The sequence below is a fragment of the Priestia sp. YIM B13491 genome (assembly GCF_042787605.1).
In the GTDB taxonomy this organism is placed as follows: Bacteria; Bacillota; Bacilli; order Bacillales; family Bacillaceae_H; genus Priestia; species Priestia megaterium_E.
The window spans coordinates 657,631-676,709 of the sequence record NZ_JBHZOR010000003.1; the positions used below are offsets into that span (position 1 = coordinate 657,631).

The 19,079-nt window shown below is 40.5% G+C and carries 21 protein-coding genes; 6 read left to right on the forward strand and 15 right to left on the reverse strand.

Annotated features, from left to right (window positions below; genetic code table 11):
• Positions 1-258 precede the first annotated feature (258 nt).
• From ACFX4E_RS14570 to ACFX4E_RS14585, 4 genes are all read right to left on the reverse strand, one after another.
• A complete protein-coding gene (locus ACFX4E_RS14570) occupies positions 259-1,638 on the reverse strand; it encodes a sugar porter family MFS transporter (RefSeq protein WP_377238570.1) in 1,380 nt (459 codons plus the stop codon).
• Positions 1,639-1,785: 147 nt separating this feature from the next.
• Positions 1,786-3,210 (reverse strand): L-arabinose isomerase, encoded by a 1,425-nt coding sequence (gene araA / locus ACFX4E_RS14575; RefSeq protein ID WP_377259091.1) that lies wholly within the window; start codon positions 3,208-3,210, stop codon positions 1,786-1,788.
• A gap of 29 nt (positions 3,211-3,239) precedes the next feature.
• On the reverse strand, positions 3,240-3,938 hold the full coding sequence (locus ACFX4E_RS14580) for an L-ribulose-5-phosphate 4-epimerase (RefSeq protein WP_377238572.1): 699 nt from the start codon (positions 3,936-3,938) through the stop codon (positions 3,240-3,242).
• A complete protein-coding gene (locus tag ACFX4E_RS14585) occupies positions 3,932-5,563 on the reverse strand; it encodes a xylulokinase (RefSeq protein WP_377238573.1) in 1,632 nt (543 codons plus the stop codon). The genes ACFX4E_RS14580 and ACFX4E_RS14585 overlap by 7 nt, the downstream gene beginning before the upstream one ends.
• Positions 5,564-5,901: 338 nt before the next feature.
• Here ACFX4E_RS14585 and ACFX4E_RS14590 point away from each other — a divergent pair, with 338 nt between their 5' ends.
• Positions 5,902-7,008 carry a GntR family transcriptional regulator gene (locus tag ACFX4E_RS14590; RefSeq protein WP_028409529.1) on the forward strand — a complete coding sequence of 369 codons (1,107 nt, stop codon included), beginning with the start codon at positions 5,902-5,904 and terminating at the stop codon, positions 7,006-7,008.
• A gap of 90 nt (positions 7,009-7,098) precedes the next feature.
• Here the strand turns inward: ACFX4E_RS14590 and ACFX4E_RS14595 are convergent, their stop codons facing one another.
• On the reverse strand, positions 7,099-8,082 hold the full coding sequence (locus ACFX4E_RS14595; RefSeq protein ID WP_377259094.1) for an HD domain-containing protein: 984 nt from the start codon (positions 8,080-8,082) through the stop codon (positions 7,099-7,101).
• Between the two features lie 201 nt (positions 8,083-8,283).
• Between ACFX4E_RS14595 and ACFX4E_RS14600 the strand changes: the two genes are divergently transcribed.
• Positions 8,284-8,442, forward strand: a complete 159-nt coding sequence (locus tag ACFX4E_RS14600) for a hypothetical protein (RefSeq protein WP_176536186.1) — start codon at positions 8,284-8,286, stop codon at positions 8,440-8,442.
• On the opposite strand, the gene ACFX4E_RS14605 is transcribed toward ACFX4E_RS14600, so the two are convergent.
• The 5 genes from ACFX4E_RS14605 to ACFX4E_RS14625 form a co-directional block, all read right to left on the reverse strand.
• The gene (locus ACFX4E_RS14605; RefSeq protein WP_098247872.1) at positions 8,425-8,808 is read right to left on the reverse strand and encodes a hypothetical protein; all 384 of its coding nucleotides are present in this window, start codon (positions 8,806-8,808) and stop codon (positions 8,425-8,427) included. The two genes, ACFX4E_RS14600 and ACFX4E_RS14605, sit on opposite strands and share 18 nt — an antisense overlap.
• A gap of 73 nt (positions 8,809-8,881) precedes the next feature.
• The gene (locus ACFX4E_RS14610) at positions 8,882-9,574 is read right to left on the reverse strand and encodes a hypothetical protein (protein ID WP_377259097.1); all 693 of its coding nucleotides are present in this window, start codon (positions 9,572-9,574) and stop codon (positions 8,882-8,884) included.
• A 180-nt stretch (positions 9,575-9,754) separates the two neighbouring features.
• The gene (locus tag ACFX4E_RS14615) at positions 9,755-11,122 is read right to left on the reverse strand and encodes a nucleoside recognition domain-containing protein (protein ID WP_028409533.1); all 1,368 of its coding nucleotides are present in this window, start codon (positions 11,120-11,122) and stop codon (positions 9,755-9,757) included.
• A 13-nt stretch (positions 11,123-11,135) separates the two neighbouring features.
• Positions 11,136-11,867: a FeoB small GTPase domain-containing protein gene (locus ACFX4E_RS14620; protein WP_028409534.1), complete on the reverse strand. Its 732-nt coding sequence runs from the start codon at positions 11,865-11,867 to the stop codon at positions 11,136-11,138.
• The gene (locus ACFX4E_RS14625) at positions 11,860-12,117 is read right to left on the reverse strand and encodes a FeoA family protein (protein ID WP_013058246.1); all 258 of its coding nucleotides are present in this window, start codon (positions 12,115-12,117) and stop codon (positions 11,860-11,862) included. The genes ACFX4E_RS14620 and ACFX4E_RS14625 overlap by 8 nt, the downstream gene beginning before the upstream one ends.
• A gap of 431 nt (positions 12,118-12,548) precedes the next feature.
• Between ACFX4E_RS14625 and ACFX4E_RS14630 the strand changes: the two genes are divergently transcribed.
• Positions 12,549-13,478 carry a DUF3298 and DUF4163 domain-containing protein gene (locus ACFX4E_RS14630; RefSeq protein WP_377238576.1) on the forward strand — a complete coding sequence of 310 codons (930 nt, stop codon included), beginning with the start codon at positions 12,549-12,551 and terminating at the stop codon, positions 13,476-13,478.
• Positions 13,479-13,709: 231 nt separating this feature from the next.
• On the opposite strand, the gene ACFX4E_RS14635 is transcribed toward ACFX4E_RS14630, so the two are convergent.
• Positions 13,710-13,877, reverse strand: coding sequence for a hypothetical protein (locus tag ACFX4E_RS14635; RefSeq protein WP_377238577.1), 168 nt, complete (start codon positions 13,875-13,877; stop codon positions 13,710-13,712).
• A 325-nt stretch (positions 13,878-14,202) separates the two neighbouring features.
• Here ACFX4E_RS14635 and ACFX4E_RS14640 point away from each other — a divergent pair, with 325 nt between their 5' ends.
• Positions 14,203-14,583, forward strand: coding sequence for a VOC family protein (locus ACFX4E_RS14640; RefSeq protein WP_377238578.1), 381 nt, complete (start codon positions 14,203-14,205; stop codon positions 14,581-14,583).
• 78 nt (positions 14,584-14,661) lie between these two features.
• Here ACFX4E_RS14640 and ACFX4E_RS14645 read toward each other — a convergent pair whose 3' ends face one another.
• The gene (locus ACFX4E_RS14645; RefSeq protein WP_043981069.1) at positions 14,662-15,045 is read right to left on the reverse strand and encodes a FixH family protein; all 384 of its coding nucleotides are present in this window, start codon (positions 15,043-15,045) and stop codon (positions 14,662-14,664) included.
• Positions 15,046-15,250: 205 nt separating this feature from the next.
• Positions 15,251-15,598 carry a DUF6054 family protein gene (locus tag ACFX4E_RS14650; protein ID WP_028409537.1) on the reverse strand — a complete coding sequence of 116 codons (348 nt, stop codon included), beginning with the start codon at positions 15,596-15,598 and terminating at the stop codon, positions 15,251-15,253.
• A gap of 145 nt (positions 15,599-15,743) precedes the next feature.
• Here ACFX4E_RS14650 and ACFX4E_RS14655 point away from each other — a divergent pair, with 145 nt between their 5' ends.
• The gene (locus tag ACFX4E_RS14655; protein WP_377238579.1) at positions 15,744-16,163 is read left to right on the forward strand and encodes a MarR family winged helix-turn-helix transcriptional regulator; all 420 of its coding nucleotides are present in this window, start codon (positions 15,744-15,746) and stop codon (positions 16,161-16,163) included.
• Positions 16,164-16,206: 43 nt separating this feature from the next.
• Here the strand turns inward: ACFX4E_RS14655 and ACFX4E_RS14660 are convergent, their stop codons facing one another.
• Together ACFX4E_RS14660 and ACFX4E_RS14665 are read right to left on the reverse strand one after the other, a co-directional pair.
• Positions 16,207-17,370: a DUF4179 domain-containing protein gene (locus tag ACFX4E_RS14660; RefSeq protein WP_377259100.1), complete on the reverse strand. Its 1,164-nt coding sequence runs from the start codon at positions 17,368-17,370 to the stop codon at positions 16,207-16,209.
• A 19-nt stretch (positions 17,371-17,389) separates the two neighbouring features.
• Positions 17,390-17,902 (reverse strand): sigma-70 family RNA polymerase sigma factor, encoded by a 513-nt coding sequence (locus tag ACFX4E_RS14665; protein WP_098524872.1) that lies wholly within the window; start codon positions 17,900-17,902, stop codon positions 17,390-17,392.
• Positions 17,903-18,050: 148 nt separating this feature from the next.
• On the opposite strand from ACFX4E_RS14665, the gene ACFX4E_RS14670 reads away from it, so the two are divergent.
• Positions 18,051-19,064, forward strand: coding sequence for a S66 family peptidase (locus ACFX4E_RS14670; RefSeq protein WP_377238581.1), 1,014 nt, complete (start codon positions 18,051-18,053; stop codon positions 19,062-19,064).
• Positions 19,065-19,079 lie beyond the last annotated feature (15 nt).

Genomic DNA, 19,079 nt, shown 5'->3' on the forward strand with positions numbered 1-19,079 from the left:
CAACTAGTTAATCCCCCTATTAATAAATAAATTTAGTTAAAAGTAAACAAGCTTACTTATTTATATGAGAAATTGTTGATGAAGGTCACTACCTTCTTGTAAGCAGAACGCACATTTAAATTAGTTTCCATAGCCTATCTATCCTTTTATTTTGTTAAGCACTGATAGGACAACATAAAAGCTAGAATCCTACTAATCTAAAAAAGAACCCCTTGCTGAGATAGCAAAGGGTTCTTACAAGTTGAGCGTTCACCATAATCAAACGTACTTATTACGCTCAACCGGACTTAAAGACTTCCTTGCAGACCGAGCTGCCATGTCCGTTTCAATTTGCTCTAGGCTGCGTCCTTTTGTTTCAACAACTACAAAACGTATGAAGAATAATCCGAGAATACAAATGATCCCGAACGTTGAAAAGATAACGCCCAAACTAAACTGATCAGCTAAAATTGGGAACACAAGCCCTACTGCCAGCGATCCCGTCCAGTTAAAAGCAGATGAAATCCCAGCACCGATTCCGCGTACAGAAAGCGGGAAAATTTCTCCTACAATGATCCACGTAAGCGGCGCCCAAGAAAACGCATAGCAAAGGATAAAGCAGCAAAGAGCAATTAACGTAACCCAGTTAACAACGACTTCATTAACGCCTAACGCTCCTAGAATAGCCGGTGTGAAAAATGAAAGAGCCATACCCGCGCCGCCAATCGTAAGAATGGTACGGCGGTTGAATCTATCGACAAACTGCAGAAAAATAAGTGTTGTCACGACGAAGATTACCCCAACAATAACCGTAAAACCAGCAGCTACCTGCGGCGCTAAACCAACTTGACGAGCAATGCTTGTTGCATAATAAACAATTGAGTTTGAGCCTTGAACCTGCTGAAAAGTTGCCATTCCGACACCGATAATTAAAGCTAGACGAAACTTTTTATGAAACAGCTGTTTAATTCCTGATTGTTCATGAACAGCTACGCTTTCAATTTCAGACACTTCAGCTTCCACTTCAGCTGTTGACCGGCGAAGCGTACGCAGCACTTCACGCGCTTTATCTGGCATTCCATTTTTAATTAAGTAGCGAGGCGACTCTGGAAGCTTGATCATACCGATGCATAATACAATTGCAAAAATACCGGCGCTGCCGAGCATTAATCGCCAGCTGTTTGGAACCGGCTCAAAAATAAAGGCTACGATATAGCTTAATAATAATCCAATTACAATCATTAGCTGATTTAAACCTGAAAGCTTCCCGCGAATATGAGCAGGTGCGATTTCTGACATATAGGCAGGAACTAACGAAGAAGCCGTTCCTACTGCTGTACCTAAAAAGACGCGCGCAATCGTTAACGTAATTTCCTCTGGTGCAATCGCTGAACCGATGGAGCCTAAAAGAAAGATGATCGACGAAATTAAAATTAACTTTCTTCGTCCAAACTTATCCCCTAACAATCCGCTTAAAATGGAACCGATAATTGCTCCGCCCATTAGCGATGAAACCACAATTCCCAGCCACAGCGGACTCAAATGAAACGCTTCACGGATATGACCTTCTGCACCAGCAATAATCCCAATATCATAACCGAATAAAATACCGGCAAATGAGCCGAAAAAGAAGATAAACTTACTTGATACTTTACTCATGATTATAGATCCCCTTTGTATTGTCTTAATTTTGCTTCCTACCACACTTATTTAAAACGCTTTCATTTATTCTTAAAAACAGCGTTCTTTTACTGAGGCTATATTTTCACTTCCAAGGAAGCAGCGCTCCCTCGGAAATGTGAATGCTTACTTAATAATGACGTACTCTAGATCCACAAGCTTTGCATAGCTCACGATTTGATCCGTCGTTAAATTTAGTGAAAGAACCGTATGATGGCCTCCTCCGTTTTCAATCCACGCTTTAACGCCGTCTTGGAAGTTCGGCTTAATGTTCCAAAGCACGCGCGCTACCGGAAGATTTGGAGCTGGAACTTCCGGCTCAAATGCCGATACTTCGTTAATTAACAGCTTGTAATGCGTACCTAAGTCAGCCATGGAAACCACTACGCCTTCTCCTTGTTTACCGTCAAACACTAAGCGAGCCGGGTCTTCGCGGTTACCGATACCTAGCGAAGAAACGATTAGTTTTGGCTTGTTTACCGCTAGCGTCGGGTCTACTTCAAGCATGTGTGATTGAAGCACAGACTCACGTCCGGGTGCTAATTCATACGTGTAGTCTTCCATAAAGCCAGTTGACTGATTATGACTCATTACTTTAAGCAAACGGTCAAGCGCCGCTGTTTTCCAGTCTCCTTCGCCGGCAAATCCGTAGCCCTGTGCCATCAAGCGCTGTACGGCTAGACCAGGAAGCTGTTTCATACCGTATAGATCTTCAAAGTTAGTGGTAAAGGCGCTGTAGCCGCCTTCGTCTAGAAAACGTTTAATCGCAATTTCATAGCTTGCCTGTACTTTTACGCTAGATTCCCAATCTTCTGCAGAATAATCGCCGTAAACAAACTCATACGCGTCGGCATATTCATTAAATAAATCATTGATTTCTTCTTCCGTAACGGCATTTACATATTGAACAAGGTCGCCGATTCCAAAGTAGTCAACCGTCCAGCCAAATTGAATTTGCGCTTCAATTTTATCTCCTTCCGTTACGCCGACGTTGCGCATATTGTCACCGAAACGCGCAACTTTAATGTTGAAGCTTTCGTTATAAGCAACGGCTACGTCCATCCACTGTGCAATTTGCTGCTGTACTTCGGGGCGCTCCCAGTAGCCTACTACGATCTTATTTTGCTTGTTCAAACGCGCGTTGATAAAGCCGTATTCACGATCACCGTGAGCGGACTGATTCAAGTTCATAAAGTCCATATCAATGGTTTCCCAAGGAATGCTTTCGTTAAATTGTGTTGCTAAATGAAGCAGCGGTTTTTGCAGTAGCTTGGTACCGCGAATCCACATTTTTGCAGGCGAGAACGTATGCATCCACGTGATTACGCCGGCAACTTCATCTCGGTAATTCACTTCTTTCATCACCTTTGTAATCGTGTCAGCATTCACAGCTAAATCTTGCAGAACAATCGGATAAGGCAAGACACCGCTTTCATTTAAAGCATCAGTCATTGTTTGCGCGTGTGCTTTTACTTCTGCTAGCGCTTCTTTTCCGTAAAGATGCTGTGAACCAACAATAAACCAAAATTCTTTTTGAGCTGTTTTTAACATGATAATCCCCTTTTCTGTATGTAAGTCTTTTATTGTCCTTGCCCGTAATACGCGTTTTTTCCGTGTTTTCGTAAATAATGTTTGTCTAATATACGCTGCGGCAGCTCTTCAGCCAGCCCGTTTAATTTTTGTGTAAAGAAGTTCATTTTGGATACTTCGTCTAATACGACGCTGTTCATTACCGCCGTTTTGGCATCTTTTCCCCACGTAAACGGCCCGTGCCCTTGAAGTAAAATGCCAGGAACCGCTAATACATCTAAGCCGCGCTCTTCAAACGTTTCGATAATCACCTTGCCCGTTTCCACTTCATATCCGTCATTCACTTCTTTTTCTGTCAAAAAGCGCGCGCATGGTACGGAACCATAAAAGGTATCGGCATGTGTCGTTCCCATTGCCTGGACATCAAGTCCTGCTTGAGCCCAAATGGTCGCCCACGTTGAATGCGTATGGGCAATACCGCCAATTTGCGGGTAATGTTTATAGAGTACGGCATGTGTCAGCGTATCAGATGACGGATTAAGCTCACCTTCTACCACGTGACCATCTAGATCAACGACTACCATGTCTTTAGCCGTCATTTTTTCATACGTCACGCCGCTTGGTTTAATTACAAACAAACCGCTGTCTCGATCAATGGCACTTACATTTCCCCACGTATACTTGACCAGTCCGTGTTTTGGCAAATCGACGTTTGCTTGAAATACTTCTTCTTTTAATTTATCTAGCACACTAACTCCTCCCGTTCTTCGCTGTGGTGCTCTGCAGCTGCTTTTTCAATCACTAGCCCTTTTTTATATCTTTTAATAAATGCTTCAAACCCTTTTACGTCCAGTTCGTCAGGATAAATTTCTTGTGCGGTCACTTCTTTAAAGACTCTATTATCCAAGAAATCTTCTAAACTTTCATTCTCACTTTTATTGAGCATATAAGAAGAAAGAATAGCCATTCCCCACGCGCCTCCTTCTCCTGCTGTGGCCATGACGGAAACCGGGGTATTAATTGCCGCTGCCATCATTTTTTGACCAACTACCGGCGTTTTAAATAATCCTCCGTGCGCTAAAATACTGTGAATCTTTACGTTTTCTTCTTTGACTAAAAGATCCATTCCTATTTTTAAAGCGCCAAAAGCTGTAAAAAGATGTGTACGCATAAAGTTTGCTAGATTAAAATTGCTTTTTGCTGAACGGACAAATAGCGGACGGCCACTTTCTACTCCGGTAATATTTTCACCTGAGAAATAGCCGTAGCTAAGCAAGCCCCCTCCATCAGGATCAGCTTCTAACGCTTTATTTAACATCACTTCGAATAATTTATCCGACTCTACTTTTTGCCCCATCGCCTCCGAAAATTCGCGAAACAATCCGAGCCAGGCGTTTAAGTCGCTTGAGCAGTTATTCGCATGAACCATTCCAACTGGACTGCCGTTTGGCGTGGTAACCAAATCAATTTCCGGATAAACGTTTGAAAGCTTTTTATCTAGTACAATCATTGCAAAAACGGACGTTCCTACTGAAACATTTCCCGTGCGTTTTCTTACGCTGTTTGTCGCCACCATTCCCGTTCCCGCATCTCCTTCTGGAGGACAAAATGGAATGCCCGGCTGCAAATTTTTAGACTGATCTAAAATACTAGCCCCAATGGCTGTTAACGTACCTGCTTGCTCACCTGAAGTATAAACTGTAGGCAGAATATCTGATAGTTGCCACAGATATCCTTTGTAAGAAATAAGCTCATCAAACTGCTTCATCATATCTTCACTGTAATTTTGCGTGCGTTCATCAATTGGAAACATCCCCGAAGCGTCTCCAATGCCAAGCGCCTTACTGCCCGTCAGCAGCCAGTGAATATAGCCGGCTAGCGTTGTCATGTAATCAATGCGCGGCAGATGTTTTTCTTGATTGATGATTGCCTGATAGAGATGCGCAATGCTCCATCGTTCAGGGATATTAAATTGGAAATGTTCAGTTAATTCTTTTGCTGCTGCGCTTGTTGTTGCATTACGCCACGTTCGAAACGGAACAAGCAGCTCACCCGTTTTATCAAACGCCATATATCCGTGCATCATAGCTGAAACGCCGATGGAGCCAACTGTTCGAATGGTGATTCCGTAGCTTCGTTCCACTTCTTGCTTCATTTCACGGTAAGCACTTTGCAGACCTGTAATAATATCGAGTAAGTTGTACGTCCAAAAACCGTCTTCTAAGAGATTTTCCCATTCATAACTGCCCGATGCGATCGTTTCAAAGTTTTCATTAATCAGCACCGCTTTAATACGAGTAGATCCAAGTTCAATTCCAAGGGACGTTTTCCCTTTAGCAATTGCTTGTTTGATGCTTTCTTGAGTTGTTTTCACGTTTATTCTCCTTTCTGATAGCTATAAATATACCTATAGCAGTAAGGAAGCGCTTTCCGTTTTATGTAACGCTGTTTGAATTTGTTAACAACCTAAGTATATTTATTTGTACGTACATTTGTCAATATAAAAATTATATATGCACACAAATATTCAAAACACCCTACTCTTCCCTTCTTAAACTTTTAAAAAGTCGGTATCCAGCCCTTAAATCATTTCCCTTTCGATTAAAAACCAAGGAAATCTTTTCATTTATTCACGTTCATGATAAAATATGTCCATACAAATTTTACGCATAAAAAAAGTTGAATGTATACAACTACGAAAGAAGTGAAAACATGAAGCCAAAATATCAGGTGATTATTGAGGATATAAAAAGCAAAATTCTTTCAGGCGATTACAGCATGGGCGAACAAATCCCGACTGAATCGGTCATGCAAGAAACGTATGGTGTCAGCAGACATACGGTTCGAAAAGCCATTTTAGAGCTGTCGAATGAAGGATTTTTAAGAAGCGAAAAAGGATCTGGCACCTATGTAAGCAATCAGTATCAATCCAAATCTAGCGGGGCTTCTGCCAACAAAACAATCGGTGTAATTACCACGTATATTTCCGACTATATTTTCCCTTCTATTATTCGCGGAATTGAAAGCAGATTAAATAAAGATAATTATTCGCTGCTGCTGGCGAGCACGAATAACGATGTGGAACAAGAAAAAAAAGCGTTGGAAATGATGCTTTCCTACGGAGTAGACGGTCTAATTGTTGAGCCTACAAAAAGCAATTTGTACAATCCAAACATCTCGTATTATTTATCATTCAAAGAACAAGACGTTCCGTTTACAATGATTAACGCCTACTACGAAGAATTGGACGTTCCGTTTTTTTGTCTAGACGACGTTCAGTCAAGCTACCTTGCCACAAACGAATTAATTTCAAAAGGACATACGCAAATTGGGCTTATCGCAAAAATGGATGACCTGCAGGGGAAGTACCGAATGAAAGGCTACATAAAAGCGCTCGGTGATGCAAAACTCCGCTTTCAGCCTGAGCATATTTTGTCTTTTAACACGGAAACAAAGCTTGATTTGTACGCTAATTTGAAGACGTTTCTTACTGAAAATCAAGACGAAATGACCGCTCTTGTCTGCTATAACGATGAAGTGGGATTAGAAGTCGTAAATGTATGCAGACAGCTCGGCATTTCCATTCCGGACAAGTTGTCAATTATTGGTCAAGACAATTCATACATCGCTAAAAATGCAACGATTAATTTAACAACGTTAACCCATCCGCAGGAACAAATGGGACACGACGCGGCGGATTGGATTATTAAAAAGCTGCAGGGCAAAAAAGACTTGCCAAACGAAACCTACTATCAGCCTGTGTTAGTTGAAGGTGAAACGATTAAAGAGTTAAATGCGAAGCGTGATGAAGTTCGTTAAAAGAAGACTTCCTTAGAGGTCTATAAAATTTTTTATGAGAGAAAGGGATGCACGTTATTATGCATCCCTTTCTTTATGTACTGATTCCCTTTATAACGGAGCCTGAATGTTGAGATATACTCCTTGTTCTATCTTTTGTTTTGCTTCTTCTATTACTCTTTTAGCGGTAAGTGATAACTGAGATACAGGATTCGCCCCATCTGAGCCAATAACAAGAGGATCAACCCAGCGCATTTTTGTCGTTTGGTGAACGTCATGACAAGACGCAGTGCCTGTTTCTACTTTGCTGTTAAAAAGAGCGGATAACATCCCTTCAACGCTGCTATCTCCAGCGTTTTCCAGCAACCCAACCACATCGTCATCCTGCTTTAAAAAATCTTCTATAGATAAAATATCTTTTTGCAAAGCGAACTTGATAATTTCCGTCAGCTGATAATTCCCAAACATATTAAGCGGATTCATAAAAAAGCCAATCACTTCTTTGTAGTAAGCATCCACAAACCACTCTGCCGCTGCTAAATTACTGCACGCCATTTGCCCATTGAATACGACAAGTTGATCCAAAAACGCATGCACTTCTTGTAAAGTAATCTCCCCGCATACGTACAAATCCCGCAGCGTATAATCCACGCGGTCAGCGCATAAGTGCGGAGCGTTCTGTTCGAGCAGCGTCCACTGGCTTTCATCAAGCAAGATATCTCGCCAGTTTAAACCGGAGCTCTTTAAAATAGGAGGAATAGACGACCCGGTCACAATTTGTTCGTAAATCATTTCATGATAATTTTCTTCTTTTTGTTCCAAAACATAGTCAATCACATGAGAAAATGCCGTATGTGAAACGTCATGTAATAAAGCCGCTATTTGCTCTTCCAAAGAGCCTCCGAGTCTATTTACAAGCATCATCGCACCAACGGAATGATCATATCGAGTAGTATTCCAGTTTTCATTTACAAACCGACTCGCTCCGCCTTGGTAAATTCCTTTTAAACGCTGTACAGGATCACTTTGAATGAGTTCTAAAAGAACGCCGTCCATTTCAAATTTGCCGTACAGCTCATCATAAAGTATGAGCATATCCTTCTCTCCTTTTCCTAGCTTATTATGTTTAATCCTAAGCTCATAGGACAATGCTGTAAAGCACCTCTCGTCGTATTGTGATAGTAAACTGTTTTTTGTAACAAAATGTTCAATTTCCTTGCCGTCACAATCGTACAAATCACTCATTGAGATGATTTTATTTTGTGACTTTAGTGATAAAGTTTTATGGAGACATTTATGCAAAAGCTTAGCATGCTGCTGCTCGTTTTAGTCATTGCCGTGGTCGGCTGTTCAAAAGGAAATGAGCAAAAGTCAGAAGAAAAAAGTAATGGTTGGCGAGAAAAAGTAAAATTCCTATCAAAAAGAGACCTCTGCTTGTCAGAGGTCTCTTTTTGATTCTTTAATACGGTCAAGATACTGCTTCGCATGAAGCAGACCAAGATTTTTTTCTTTTCGTATGTATTTAATAGCCTGCACATCACTTCGGCCATTCATCATCATCAAATTGACTCTGTTTTCAAAAGCCTCGTCTTTCTCTATTTCTAGCTGCTTCCACTCTTCATCTAAATCACGTTTAGGTGTTTTGAGCAGGAATATCACGAGTATAACAAGAACGCTGCTTGTGGTGATATAAAGCCAAAGCCAATCGAGAAACCAGCTGTTAATCACATTCACTACGATGAGAATGGTGAAACAAGAGTATAGCCTTGTTTGATACTTATTAGCTTTTTTTGAATCTATTTTATTAGAAAATATCCCCACAGTCAGTCCCCTTTTAGCACGTTATCCGCGCTTTTTTCTACTAATCTCTCTTAGTGTAAACTGCAGCTTCTTTTTACCTGACGATGACGCTTTTGGTCGTACCCTCGCTTGTCTGATAGCCTCCTGAACTGTTGCTGCCAATCACTTGTATGCTGCCGTAATTACGATAATCTTCGTCCGAAACATGAGAGGTTTGTAGCTGTTTTAACTCCGTTCCCTCTAAAATAAAGTAAGGGCCGTCATAACTCGTATTCTCGTACTCACCGGAAGAATAAAGGTGCGTGTACGCATAGCGACTAGTTGTAAAGAAATGCTGGTTATTAAGAACCTCTACCTTCGAAAAAAACTCATCTGCGGTCATTAATCGGTCATATTGAGCAGGCTTTCCATCAACTTTGTCACTTGTAACCGTCAACCGATCCTCTCCTTTGTCTTCACATAAAAAACAAGAGCTGTAATCCAGCATTTTATAGGAGTTATGATCAGAAGGATCTATTAATGTAAACCGCATAGAAGATATGTTTTGATTCCTATCGAGCGTTAAACGAAAACTTTCTATTTTTGCATTGTTCTGTGACAGCTGCTGTTCTTTTCGAAATGATTCCCAGCTTTTGCTTACTTCTCCAGACTTCAGCTCATCTCTCGTAAATAGAAGCGTTTGTTTTGTACCTTTATAAACGACATTTACGATACTGAGAATAAGGAGAGCAAGGAGAGCAAGGATTGCCAGCCAGCAGATGGTTTCTGCTGCCTTGTTTTTCGCCATAGTTGTTCTCCCCCAGAAGTTACATGTGTGCGTATCATAAAACAAATACACATCATACAAATTACCATTTATCCTAAAAAATATCAATTAATCTTACATTATAAAACTGAATATCTAGTTAATTAACAACTCATAAAAAAAGCAGGGCTCTTTTCAAAGCCCTGCACTTTTATTTCATATTTAAATAAGGTTAAATGCTTTTACCACTTGAGCAACCGCAAACGTAACCCCAATCGCAATCACTGTTGGAATCGCAAAGGCAAGAAACGTCCACTTGACATTTTTGGTTTCTTTATAAATATTCACAAGCGTCGTTCCGCATGGAAAATGCAGGAGCGAAAACAGCATCATATTAAGAGCCGTTAGCCACGTCCAGTGGTGATCAAGGAAAATTTGTTTGAGTCTTGTTGCATCTTCAATTTCAATTAATGAACCCGTTGATAAATACGCCATCAGTAGAACCGGTACAACAATTTCATTAGCCGGCAAGCCAATAATAAAAGCAGCTAGTATATACCCGTCTAGCCCCAGCGTCTTGGCAAACGGATCAAGAAACTGAACGAAGTGCATTAAAATACTTGTGTCACCGATATAGATATTAGCCAATACCCACGTTAACACCGCTGCGGGTGCTGCAACAATAATCGCGCGTTTTAACACAAACAGCGATTTATCCAGCGTCGCGCGCACAATCGTATCAACAAATTTCGGCTTGCGGTAAGGCGGGAGCTCTAGCGTATAGTGTGTTGGTACTCCGCGCAGTGCCGTTTTAGACAGTGCCCACGATACGAACAGCGTCACCACAATTCCAAATAACACCGTTCCCACTACAACAAGAGCCGTTACGAAAGTTTTAGCACTTCCTGTAAAACCGGTCGCCATAAATAAAGAAGCTAACAAAATCAGCGTAGGCCATCTGCCGTTACACGGAACAAAGTTATTTGTTAAAATCGCCATCATACGTTCACGCGGCGATTCAATAATACGAGTCGACATAATCGCTGCGGCGTTACATCCAAACCCCATCGCCATGGTTAGTGACTGCTTGCCGTGTGCGCCTGCTCGTTTGAACAGACGATCCATATTAAACGCGACGCGAGGCAAGTAGCCGTAGTTTTCTAAAAGCGCAAACACCGGGAAAAAGATGGCCATTGGAGGCAGCATCACGCTAATAACCCATCCCGTACCTCGAAACAGTCCTAGTACAAGAATTCCGTGCAGCCATTCTGGTGCATGCATCGCTTGAAAGAAAGCTGTTAAGTACCCTTCCGCCCAGCCAAAACCTTGTGCGATTAATCCAGAAGGAACGTTTGCGCCGGCTATGGTGATATAAAAGATGACCGATAAAATGCCAAGCATAATTGGAAAGCCCCAAATTGGCGAGGTAAAGACTTTATCTAGCTTTTCTGTGCGCTGAAGCTTTGAGCGGTCTTCGTACACAACTGATTTTTTACATATTTGCTGCGATGACTTGTAAATGCTTGCGACCATATTAGAACGATGATCTTTTTCTTTTGCCTGCTGGGCATAGCGCGTTAGCTGTTCCATGGCTAATGAGTTTTCAGGAGTTAACGGATTTCCCATATGCGCTGTTCCTCCTTTCTGTGTGACTGATATCTTGCTGCTGACGCTGCTGAATGGTTTCTAAAAATGACGTGTCTCCATCAAGAACCCGTAAAGCAATCCAGCGTAGAGGAAATTGATTTCCCACAATAGAAGCGACTTGAGGTTCTAGCTCCTTTAGTGATGCTTCAATTTCTTTTGTGTACTGCACCTGGTAAGGATTAAGATTTACTTGCCCTCGCACGACTTGCTCAATCGCATCCAGCAAATTCGTAATTCCTTTTTTATTGCGAGCTGATATAGTCACAACCGGTACGCCTAACGATTCAGCGAGCTTTTTTTCGTTAATTACAATTCCTTTTTTCTTTGCTTCATCCATTAAGTTCACGCAAATCACGACGTTTTCCGTCATTTCCATTACCTGCAGCGCTAAATTAAGATTTCGCTCCATCGCCGTTGCATCCACCACAACAACCGTAACGTCAGGTCTTTCAAATAAAATATAGTCACGCGCTACTTCTTCGTCCGCTGAGTTTGAATAAAGTGAATACGTTCCAGGTAAATCAACGATTGTATAGAGCTGCTGGTGATATTCAAATGTCCCTTCTGCTTTAGCTACGGTTTTTCCCGTCCAGTTTCCCGTATGCTGCTTAAGACCGGTCAAGCTATTAAATAACGTACTTTTTCCAGTGTTCGGATTTCCTGCTAGTGCAATACGATACTCACTCACCGTCGTCACCTACTTTTTTTACATAAATTTTTGAACTTTCTTCTTTTCTGAGACCAATCGTTGTATGACTGACTTGATAAGCAACAGGATCTCCTAACGGGCTTTTTTGAAGCACTTTGATAATTGCTCCTGGAATAAATCCTAAATCTAACAAGCGTCGCTTTAACGCACCTTCGATTTCGATTCGCTCTAGCTGTACCGTTTCACCTGTCGTAAATGTAGACAATGGATAATTATTTACACTAGCCATCTATTTTTCGTCCCTTCTCATTTTTTACCTAAGGTTATGTTTTTTTCATCAGACCAACTTTTAAGGTAAAAAAAATATGCTCGTTGATTTTTAATAGGGTATTCTCCTGGTGCAAAAAAATGAACATGTCAGCATCATTTATTTAAAATTTTCAGTTTTTACTTGTCATGATACCGAAAGTTTACCACAGGAAACTTTTTTAGTCTAGGGTAAAATACTGTGTTTTTTCTTATTTCTACTGAAGACATAAAGTGCGCCCGCTATTTTATTTAATCATTTAATAAGAGGAATCAAGTCGAAAAATAATTTAGTAAACACAAATTAACAAAAGTAAAAAACTGTAAAAATATGCTATACTAGTGAATGGGTTTTTTTGAAAATAAAGTATTGATTAGCTTTAAAACCTCAAAAAATCACTTTAGGGGGCTTTTATGAAAAGGTTCAAAAGAGTTAGCGCAGTTGTTTTAGGTTTGGCTTTGTTATTCTCACCGCTTGCTCCGCAAACAGTTGCAGAAGCAAAAGTCGTGTGGGGGAATCAGGAACTGGTTAAAGGGCAAATAGGACGCGTTACCGTTTTAAAGAACACGAATCTTTACAACATTAAAAACAACAAGTTAGTAGCGGCTAGAAAAGTGACAAAAGGGCAAGTATTCCGCGTGTATTCTGAGTTCAGCAAATTTGGTGGTCTGTATGGGGTATCAAAGGGTACCTATGCTCAGAAGTCATCAAGTATTAAGTATGAAAAAGCACCTAGTGACAAAATTCAAGCACTAGGAGTAACGGTTACGAAGAAATCTTTAGCAAGCAACATTAGCTATCCGCAGGTATCCGGCCTTATCAATAAACCATTTGAGGCTAGCTATAATCGAAAGTTTTTAAACATCGCGAAAGAAGCACAAAAAGAACACAACGAGCTAAAAGAACAAGAAAAGGAAGACCGCAAAAACGGCTGGGCACCAGGTCCTTATTCTCGTAATATGACATACTCTGTACCTTACAACCAAGATAATATTTTAAGTGTTGCTATTACGAATGATGCGTACGCTGGCGGCGCTCACGGCAACGCTTGGATTGATACTTATAATTACGATTTGTTGAAAGCTCGACAAATTAGCTTAAAAGATATTATTAACAACAACACTAAGTTGAATAAAGTTAATAACTATATTCGTAATGAAATGATTGCTCGCAATAAAAAAGGTGCTCAGTTCTGGGTTAATGAATTTAAGTCTGTAAACTTAAAAGAAGATCAGTTTTACTACACAAGTAGCGGCATTGCCATTATATTTGGTGAGTATGAGTACGGCCCTTATTCTAACGGCATTCATACGTTTAAAATCCCGTCCAGCGTTTATAAATAAGATAATCGTATAAAACAAAAAAGAAGCTTACGAATCATCAGTTCATAAGCTTCTTTTTCTTTTTTCTGCAAAATAAGCGGAGCAAAAAAGAAAGGTTATTCCTAATCCCCTTCCCTTTTACCATCATTTTTTCGGATATTGCAGAAAATCAAATTATACAGCCATGGAAGAACTCAGGGCTGCCTACATTACGCTGCTGATAGCCGAGGAGAACTGCTTTTTGAGGTATTTTTATAGTGTTTGAAAAAGAGAAATGGTCAGAACTAACGTCAGCAAGGAGCCTGCGGATGTTAACATCATTATTTTTCGGTTACTCTGATTCTTTTCAGGTTTTAAAAACTCTTGAATTGCTGCAAACCAGACAACAAAAGTGATTAAAGAAAGTATCACCATAGACATACGAGCCTCTCCATTCATATATGTATTTAGATTTTCAACACATCTAATCAACAAACTTTCCAGACCAAGTTACTAAAATAAATGCCACTTCTCATCCAATATTAACATAAAATCCCATAATCATTTAATGCATTGTGTAAAACTACAATATTTTAAAAAACAGGCCCTTTATAAAACACTCTTTTGAACTGAAAATAGACATACAGCTGTCTTTGTCTATTCTCCACTTTACAAATGATATACTTGCTTATAGAAAAGCCTCTCAGATCTCATCAAATACTTACTCTATCTTCGAAGAAAGCTCACATTGTTAGGAGGAAACGACATGATTAAAAAGTTGGACCATTTTGTACTAACGGTAAAAGACGTTGAAAAAACCATTCACTTTTATACGATTATTTTAGGCATGCAGAAAGAGACATTCGGAGAAGGAAGAATAGCGCTTCGTTTTGGTGAACAAAAAATAAACTTACATCAAGCGGGACATGAATTTGAGCCAAAAGCAAAGCACCCTCTTCCCGGCTCTGCTGATTTATGTTTTATTACAGAAGAAAAAATCCAAAGCGTAATTAGTCATTTACAAAAACATGATGTAGAAATTGAAGAAGGACCCGTCAAACGAACAGGTGCTGTAGGCCCTATTGTTTCTGTTTATATTAGAGATCCTGATTACAATTTGATTGAGCTATCGAACTACTTAGATTAAAACCATCTTACTAAAAAAGAGAATGCACGAGTCATTCTCTTTTACATGGCTATATAAGCCCTTCTTCAGCTATAAACTTTACTCTTTAGACTTACCTATCTCTACTTTTTTCGTAAACATTTTCATGTCACCGTCTACCGTAACGTGAGCGGTAATCATGTATTCACCGTCTTCTTTAAACGTATAGTCCGTGCTGTATACACCTTTTCCTTCGTGCGGTGCTTTTGTCATTTCTTGATTGATGTAGCCTTCTTTTTCAACTTGGAACTGCACGTCATCGGCGTTTTCCACTTTTTTATCTCCTTGCGTCACAAGGACTTTAAGCTTGACTTGTTCATTTGCTTGAATTGATTCCGGTACTTCAATCGTTCCTTTTACTTCTTTTGAACTTGAATCATTTCCTTTTGAACAGCCTACTATAGCTATCATTAAAACGAATAATACGATGCTGAGTTTTTTCATTATGTTGTTCTCCTTTGTTATGTAAATGTGAAGTCTTCCTGCAATTTCATATTATACTCATTTATCCGGTAAAAAGAGAAAAAATGCTTATTGTCCACATAAAGTTCTTATTTCTACAGTAGCTTTTGCATCTTTTCATTTCTCTACTCGCCCTTCGCTCCACAAAAAAAGCTGAAGAAGCTTATTGCCTTCTCCAGCTTTGCCTTTATCTCTGCGGTTCTTCTAACGTGTACGATGAGAGTGCGTTTTCTACCCATCGTACAAAATCTTTGCTTGCTCCCCAATCAATATTTAATATCCCTTCTGCGCTTCCAGAAGGAATACACTTTACTTTGTTTGGACCCGACACATTTTCTAAAATAATCGTTAATGATCCTCTGCCGCCGGTGCGAAAAAAATAGCGTTCAAACACAAGCGTACACATCTGCTTACCGTCTCCGAGATCATAATATTCCTTGTATAATAAGTCACTTTCGGAATTATTTGCGTTCACAAGCTTTTTTGCTCCATCAAAAGGAAGCAGCGTCGTTTTAAACTCAATTACTTTTTCCATCACTCAAGCCCCTTTCTATCGCAACAGATATGTACTACTTCTCTTTTTTCCACTAAAAAACCTGCCGCTTCTCTTTATGTACAATCAATATGGTACAATAGAAGAAAAAGAATTGTTTGAACGGAAAAAGGAGCATGCAACCTCTATGAATACACGAGATCAACTTATCCAAAATGTGGTTTCCACGATGCGAAACCAAACGAAAAAAATGCAGCTATCGGTTATCCCCACTTTAAAATCATATATTCCTTTAAATGAATTTTTAGCGCTTCGCCTGCTGTATAAAGAAGGCAATCATATCGTTTCTGAGATTGCAGAGCATATGCACATCTCAAACAGCAGCATGACGTGCGTCAGCGACCGCCTCATGGAAAGAGAATTTGTCACGCGCGTACGCAGTCAAAAAGACCGCCGCGTTGTCTACTTATCCATTACGGATAAAGGAAAAGCGTTTGCAGAAGAAATGGAAAAAGTACTCACCAAAGAATATGGTGAAAAGCTTAGCCATTTTACGGATGAAGAATTACAAACGTTTCTTTGCTTGTTAAATAAAATGGATATCTAATAAAAAACCAGATGCTCGCTAAGCGCATCTGGTTTTTATTTTGTTATTTGTCATTCACCTTCAAATTAAAGGCGTCCGAGGTTAAATCTTTTGAACTGTCGTTTTCGTAATCACTTACATACGGAACAAATCGCAGCATAACCACTCCTTTGTCATTTCGGTACTCTTCGTCCATTTCTATCACTCTGTCTGTTCCGCCTCCACTGCCGCTTTCAGAAAGATCTCTTCCATTTTGGTCTTTTATTTTTACGCCCACGTTCGTTCCGTTTCGAATACTTCCTGTTGACGATGTAAACGTATAGTGCAGCTTAATCGAAACAGGCGATACGCGAACTTCTTTGATCGACAGCACGCCTTTTATCCCATTTTCGTTAATGGGAACTTCTTTATTCAACGGATATACTTTTGTGTCAGCAATAATTTTCGAGCCGTTTACGCTTATATGCACGGTCCAATTCCCTTTAATCTCCCCGTAAGAATCTCGGTAGTTCCCGCTTTTCGTCTGAGCAGGATTCTTTTCAAATTCAAGGCTTGTGAACTGAGCGCTGATTTGATAGTTTTTATTCGGATCAATATGATCCAGCACATTGTAGCCTTTCACATCGATTTTTCCGTCTCCGTCCGTGTCGGCTTGCGTTAATTTTAAAGCGTACAGATAGTTCCAGCTTCCGTCTTTATTTTTGATTGGTTCCTCTCTAATACTTGAAGCGGAATCAAAAAACGACATATTGCCAATTTTCACGCGCAGCTCTCCCGGTCGAATTGGCGCGTCTCGGTTAAGCCCTAGTGCAGTTCTTCTAAATTCATCTGCGCTAATCGTTAATCCGAGCAGCACCTGTCCGTCATCAAGCATCATTTCATTTACTTTTACTTGAATGCCTTGGTCCGTTGCCGTTTCATTTACCGTTTTTTTATAGCTGCTCAAGCTGCCTTCAGGCTTGTTCATAAGCAGCTCAATTTGCTGGCCAATTTGCTGACTGATTCGCACAGCCGATGCCCATACCGTTTCGTTTTGCATCATTACAGGCGTCACAGCAAGCAGCAGCACCGCAGCGGCAATTAGCGGACGCGCTTTTTTCCGCACCGGCTTTATGTCACGTTTTAAACGTTTTTTTATTCGCTTTTTCTCGCTTGCCGTTAGCTCAATTTCTTCATATTCATCAAAATCTACAGAAGATCCGTTTAATAAGTCGTATTGATTTTTCATCTTTGTCCCTCCTTATTTCTCATTTAAAAATGGCTTTTAATTTTTTTCGTCCGCGCGACAGCCGGTTATATAAATTGCTGATAGTGGTCTGCTGTTTTTCAGCAATTTGCTTCAGCTCGACTTCCTGTAAGTAATACGCTTTAAACAGCTCGCGGTCTCCTTCGCTTAAGTGATCTAAAAGTTCTTCCACGTCGTCTGTTTGAATGTTATGAACTTCTGACGTTTCACCCACTCCCGCTTCGCCAAGCGATTCGTGCTGCGTTTTTATGTATTTGCGCTGATAGTCAATGGCTTTGTACTTTGCAATAGCCGCAACCCAGTTTTTAAACGTATTTTTCTCCGAATCAAAGCGGTGAATATGATGCCATACCGCTAATAATACGTCGTTTATACACTCTTCTTCATAGCTTTTCAGCGTGCCTAAATGTTTGCGTACAATGGCCGTAATTAAACCTCCGTACTGATCAATTAACAGCTCCAGCCCTTTTTCTTTTTTACGCATTATACTCGCAACAATCCAGTCATCTTCCATGACATTGCTCCTTTCCGCTTGCTTTTACATCTATTAATACGAATTCTTTTTACAAAACCTATCAATCTTCCTAAATTAAATGAAAAATAAGCTTGTTCCGTATTTCTCTCGCTGGTAAAATAAGCTAAAACCTTTGAAGGAGGCCGCTATGATTACCTATCCTTTTTTTACATCCAACCCAACCATCGGCATAACCGCACCTTCTTCTGGTGTACCTCAAGCTCTTCATTCCATGTTTTCTTTATCATGTGAACGCATGAAAGAAAAAGGCTTTTCTGTTATACCGGGCGAAACCGTGTGGACGCAGCATAAAGCAAAATCCGCTTCTCCTAAAAAACGTGCAAATGAGCTTCAAGCCATGATTGCTGATGAAAACATCGATATCATTATTCCTCCTTGGGGAGGCGAGCTGCTAATTGAAATTCTTGAACATCTAGACTTTACAAAATGGACAGCAAAATGGGTGCTTGGCTATTCTGACACCAGCGTTCTTTTGCTGGCTATTACACTTAACACCGGGATTGCAACGGCTCATGGAACCAACTTTGTGGACTTGCGAGGAGAGCACTGGGATCCAACGACTGCGATGTGGCAGCAGGTGCTGACGACCCAAAAAGGAGAAAGCGTGGCTCAAGTTTCTTCTGATCACTATCAAAAAGAATGGCAGCATGACAACCCGTCACCATGCGTGTTTCATTTAACCGAACAAACCGCTTGGAAGCATACAGAGTTAAGCGACGTGCACATCGAAGGGCGTCTTCTCGGAGGATGTATTGACGTGATCAGGCACTTAGTAGGAACTCCTTTTGGAGATGTAAAAACGTTTAGAGAAACATACATTCCTGCTGAGCCGGTCATTTGGTACTTTGACAACTGTGAACTGACGACCCCTGACCTTCGCCGCTCACTTCTTCAGCTTAAGCTAGCGGGCTGGTTTGATAACTGCTCAGGTATTTTATTCGGCAGAAGCAGCGCTAATAAGCCCGTTGATTCCTACACCGCTGAAGACGTGTATCATGACCTTGCCTCTGATTTACATATTCCAGTTATCTATGACATCGACTGCGGCCACCTCCCTCCTCAGCTCACGCTTATTAACGGCGCGTATGCTCGTGTTAACGTAAAGAAAAATAAAGGCACAGTCGTTCAATACTTTACGTAAAAAAAGAAGCTTGTA

What these genes read in the sequence shown, in the direction of transcription:
- ACFX4E_RS14610 (WP_377259097.1), bottom strand. Translation starts at nt 9,574, where the DNA reads ATGGCGAAAAACAAGGCAGCAGAAACCATCTGCTGGCTGGCAATCCTT.
- ACFX4E_RS14595 (WP_377259094.1), bottom strand. Translation starts at nt 8,082, where the DNA reads ATGCTCATACTTTATGATGAGCTGTACGGCAAATTTGAAATGGACGGC.
- ACFX4E_RS14600 (WP_176536186.1), top strand. Translation starts at nt 8,284, where the DNA reads ATGCAAAAGCTTAGCATGCTGCTGCTCGTTTTAGTCATTGCCGTGGTC.
- ACFX4E_RS14660 (WP_377259100.1), bottom strand. Translation starts at nt 17,370, where the DNA reads ATGAAAAATCAATACGACTTATTAAACGGATCTTCTGTAGATTTTGAT.
- ACFX4E_RS14655 (WP_377238579.1), top strand. Translation starts at nt 15,744, where the DNA reads ATGAATACACGAGATCAACTTATCCAAAATGTGGTTTCCACGATGCGA.
- ACFX4E_RS14635 (WP_377238577.1), bottom strand. Translation starts at nt 13,877, where the DNA reads ATGTCTATGGTGATACTTTCTTTAATCACTTTTGTTGTCTGGTTTGCA.
- ACFX4E_RS14625 (WP_013058246.1), bottom strand. Translation starts at nt 12,117, where the DNA reads ATGGCTAGTGTAAATAATTATCCATTGTCTACATTTACGACAGGTGAA.
- araA (WP_377259091.1), bottom strand. Translation starts at nt 3,210, where the DNA reads ATGTTAAAAACAGCTCAAAAAGAATTTTGGTTTATTGTTGGTTCACAG.
- ACFX4E_RS14665 (WP_098524872.1), bottom strand. Translation starts at nt 17,902, where the DNA reads ATGGAAGATGACTGGATTGTTGCGAGTATAATGCGTAAAAAAGAAAAA.
- ACFX4E_RS14670 (WP_377238581.1), top strand. Translation starts at nt 18,051, where the DNA reads ATGATTACCTATCCTTTTTTTACATCCAACCCAACCATCGGCATAACC.
- ACFX4E_RS14650 (WP_028409537.1), bottom strand. Translation starts at nt 15,598, where the DNA reads ATGGAAAAAGTAATTGAGTTTAAAACGACGCTGCTTCCTTTTGATGGA.
- ACFX4E_RS14645 (WP_043981069.1), bottom strand. Translation starts at nt 15,045, where the DNA reads ATGAAAAAACTCAGCATCGTATTATTCGTTTTAATGATAGCTATAGTA.
- ACFX4E_RS14640 (WP_377238578.1), top strand. Translation starts at nt 14,203, where the DNA reads ATGATTAAAAAGTTGGACCATTTTGTACTAACGGTAAAAGACGTTGAA.
- ACFX4E_RS14570 (WP_377238570.1), bottom strand. Translation starts at nt 1,638, where the DNA reads ATGAGTAAAGTATCAAGTAAGTTTATCTTCTTTTTCGGCTCATTTGCC.
- ACFX4E_RS14590 (WP_028409529.1), top strand. Translation starts at nt 5,902, where the DNA reads ATGAAGCCAAAATATCAGGTGATTATTGAGGATATAAAAAGCAAAATT.
- ACFX4E_RS14630 (WP_377238576.1), top strand. Translation starts at nt 12,549, where the DNA reads ATGAAAAGGTTCAAAAGAGTTAGCGCAGTTGTTTTAGGTTTGGCTTTG.
- ACFX4E_RS14615 (WP_028409533.1), bottom strand. Translation starts at nt 11,122, where the DNA reads ATGGAACAGCTAACGCGCTATGCCCAGCAGGCAAAAGAAAAAGATCAT.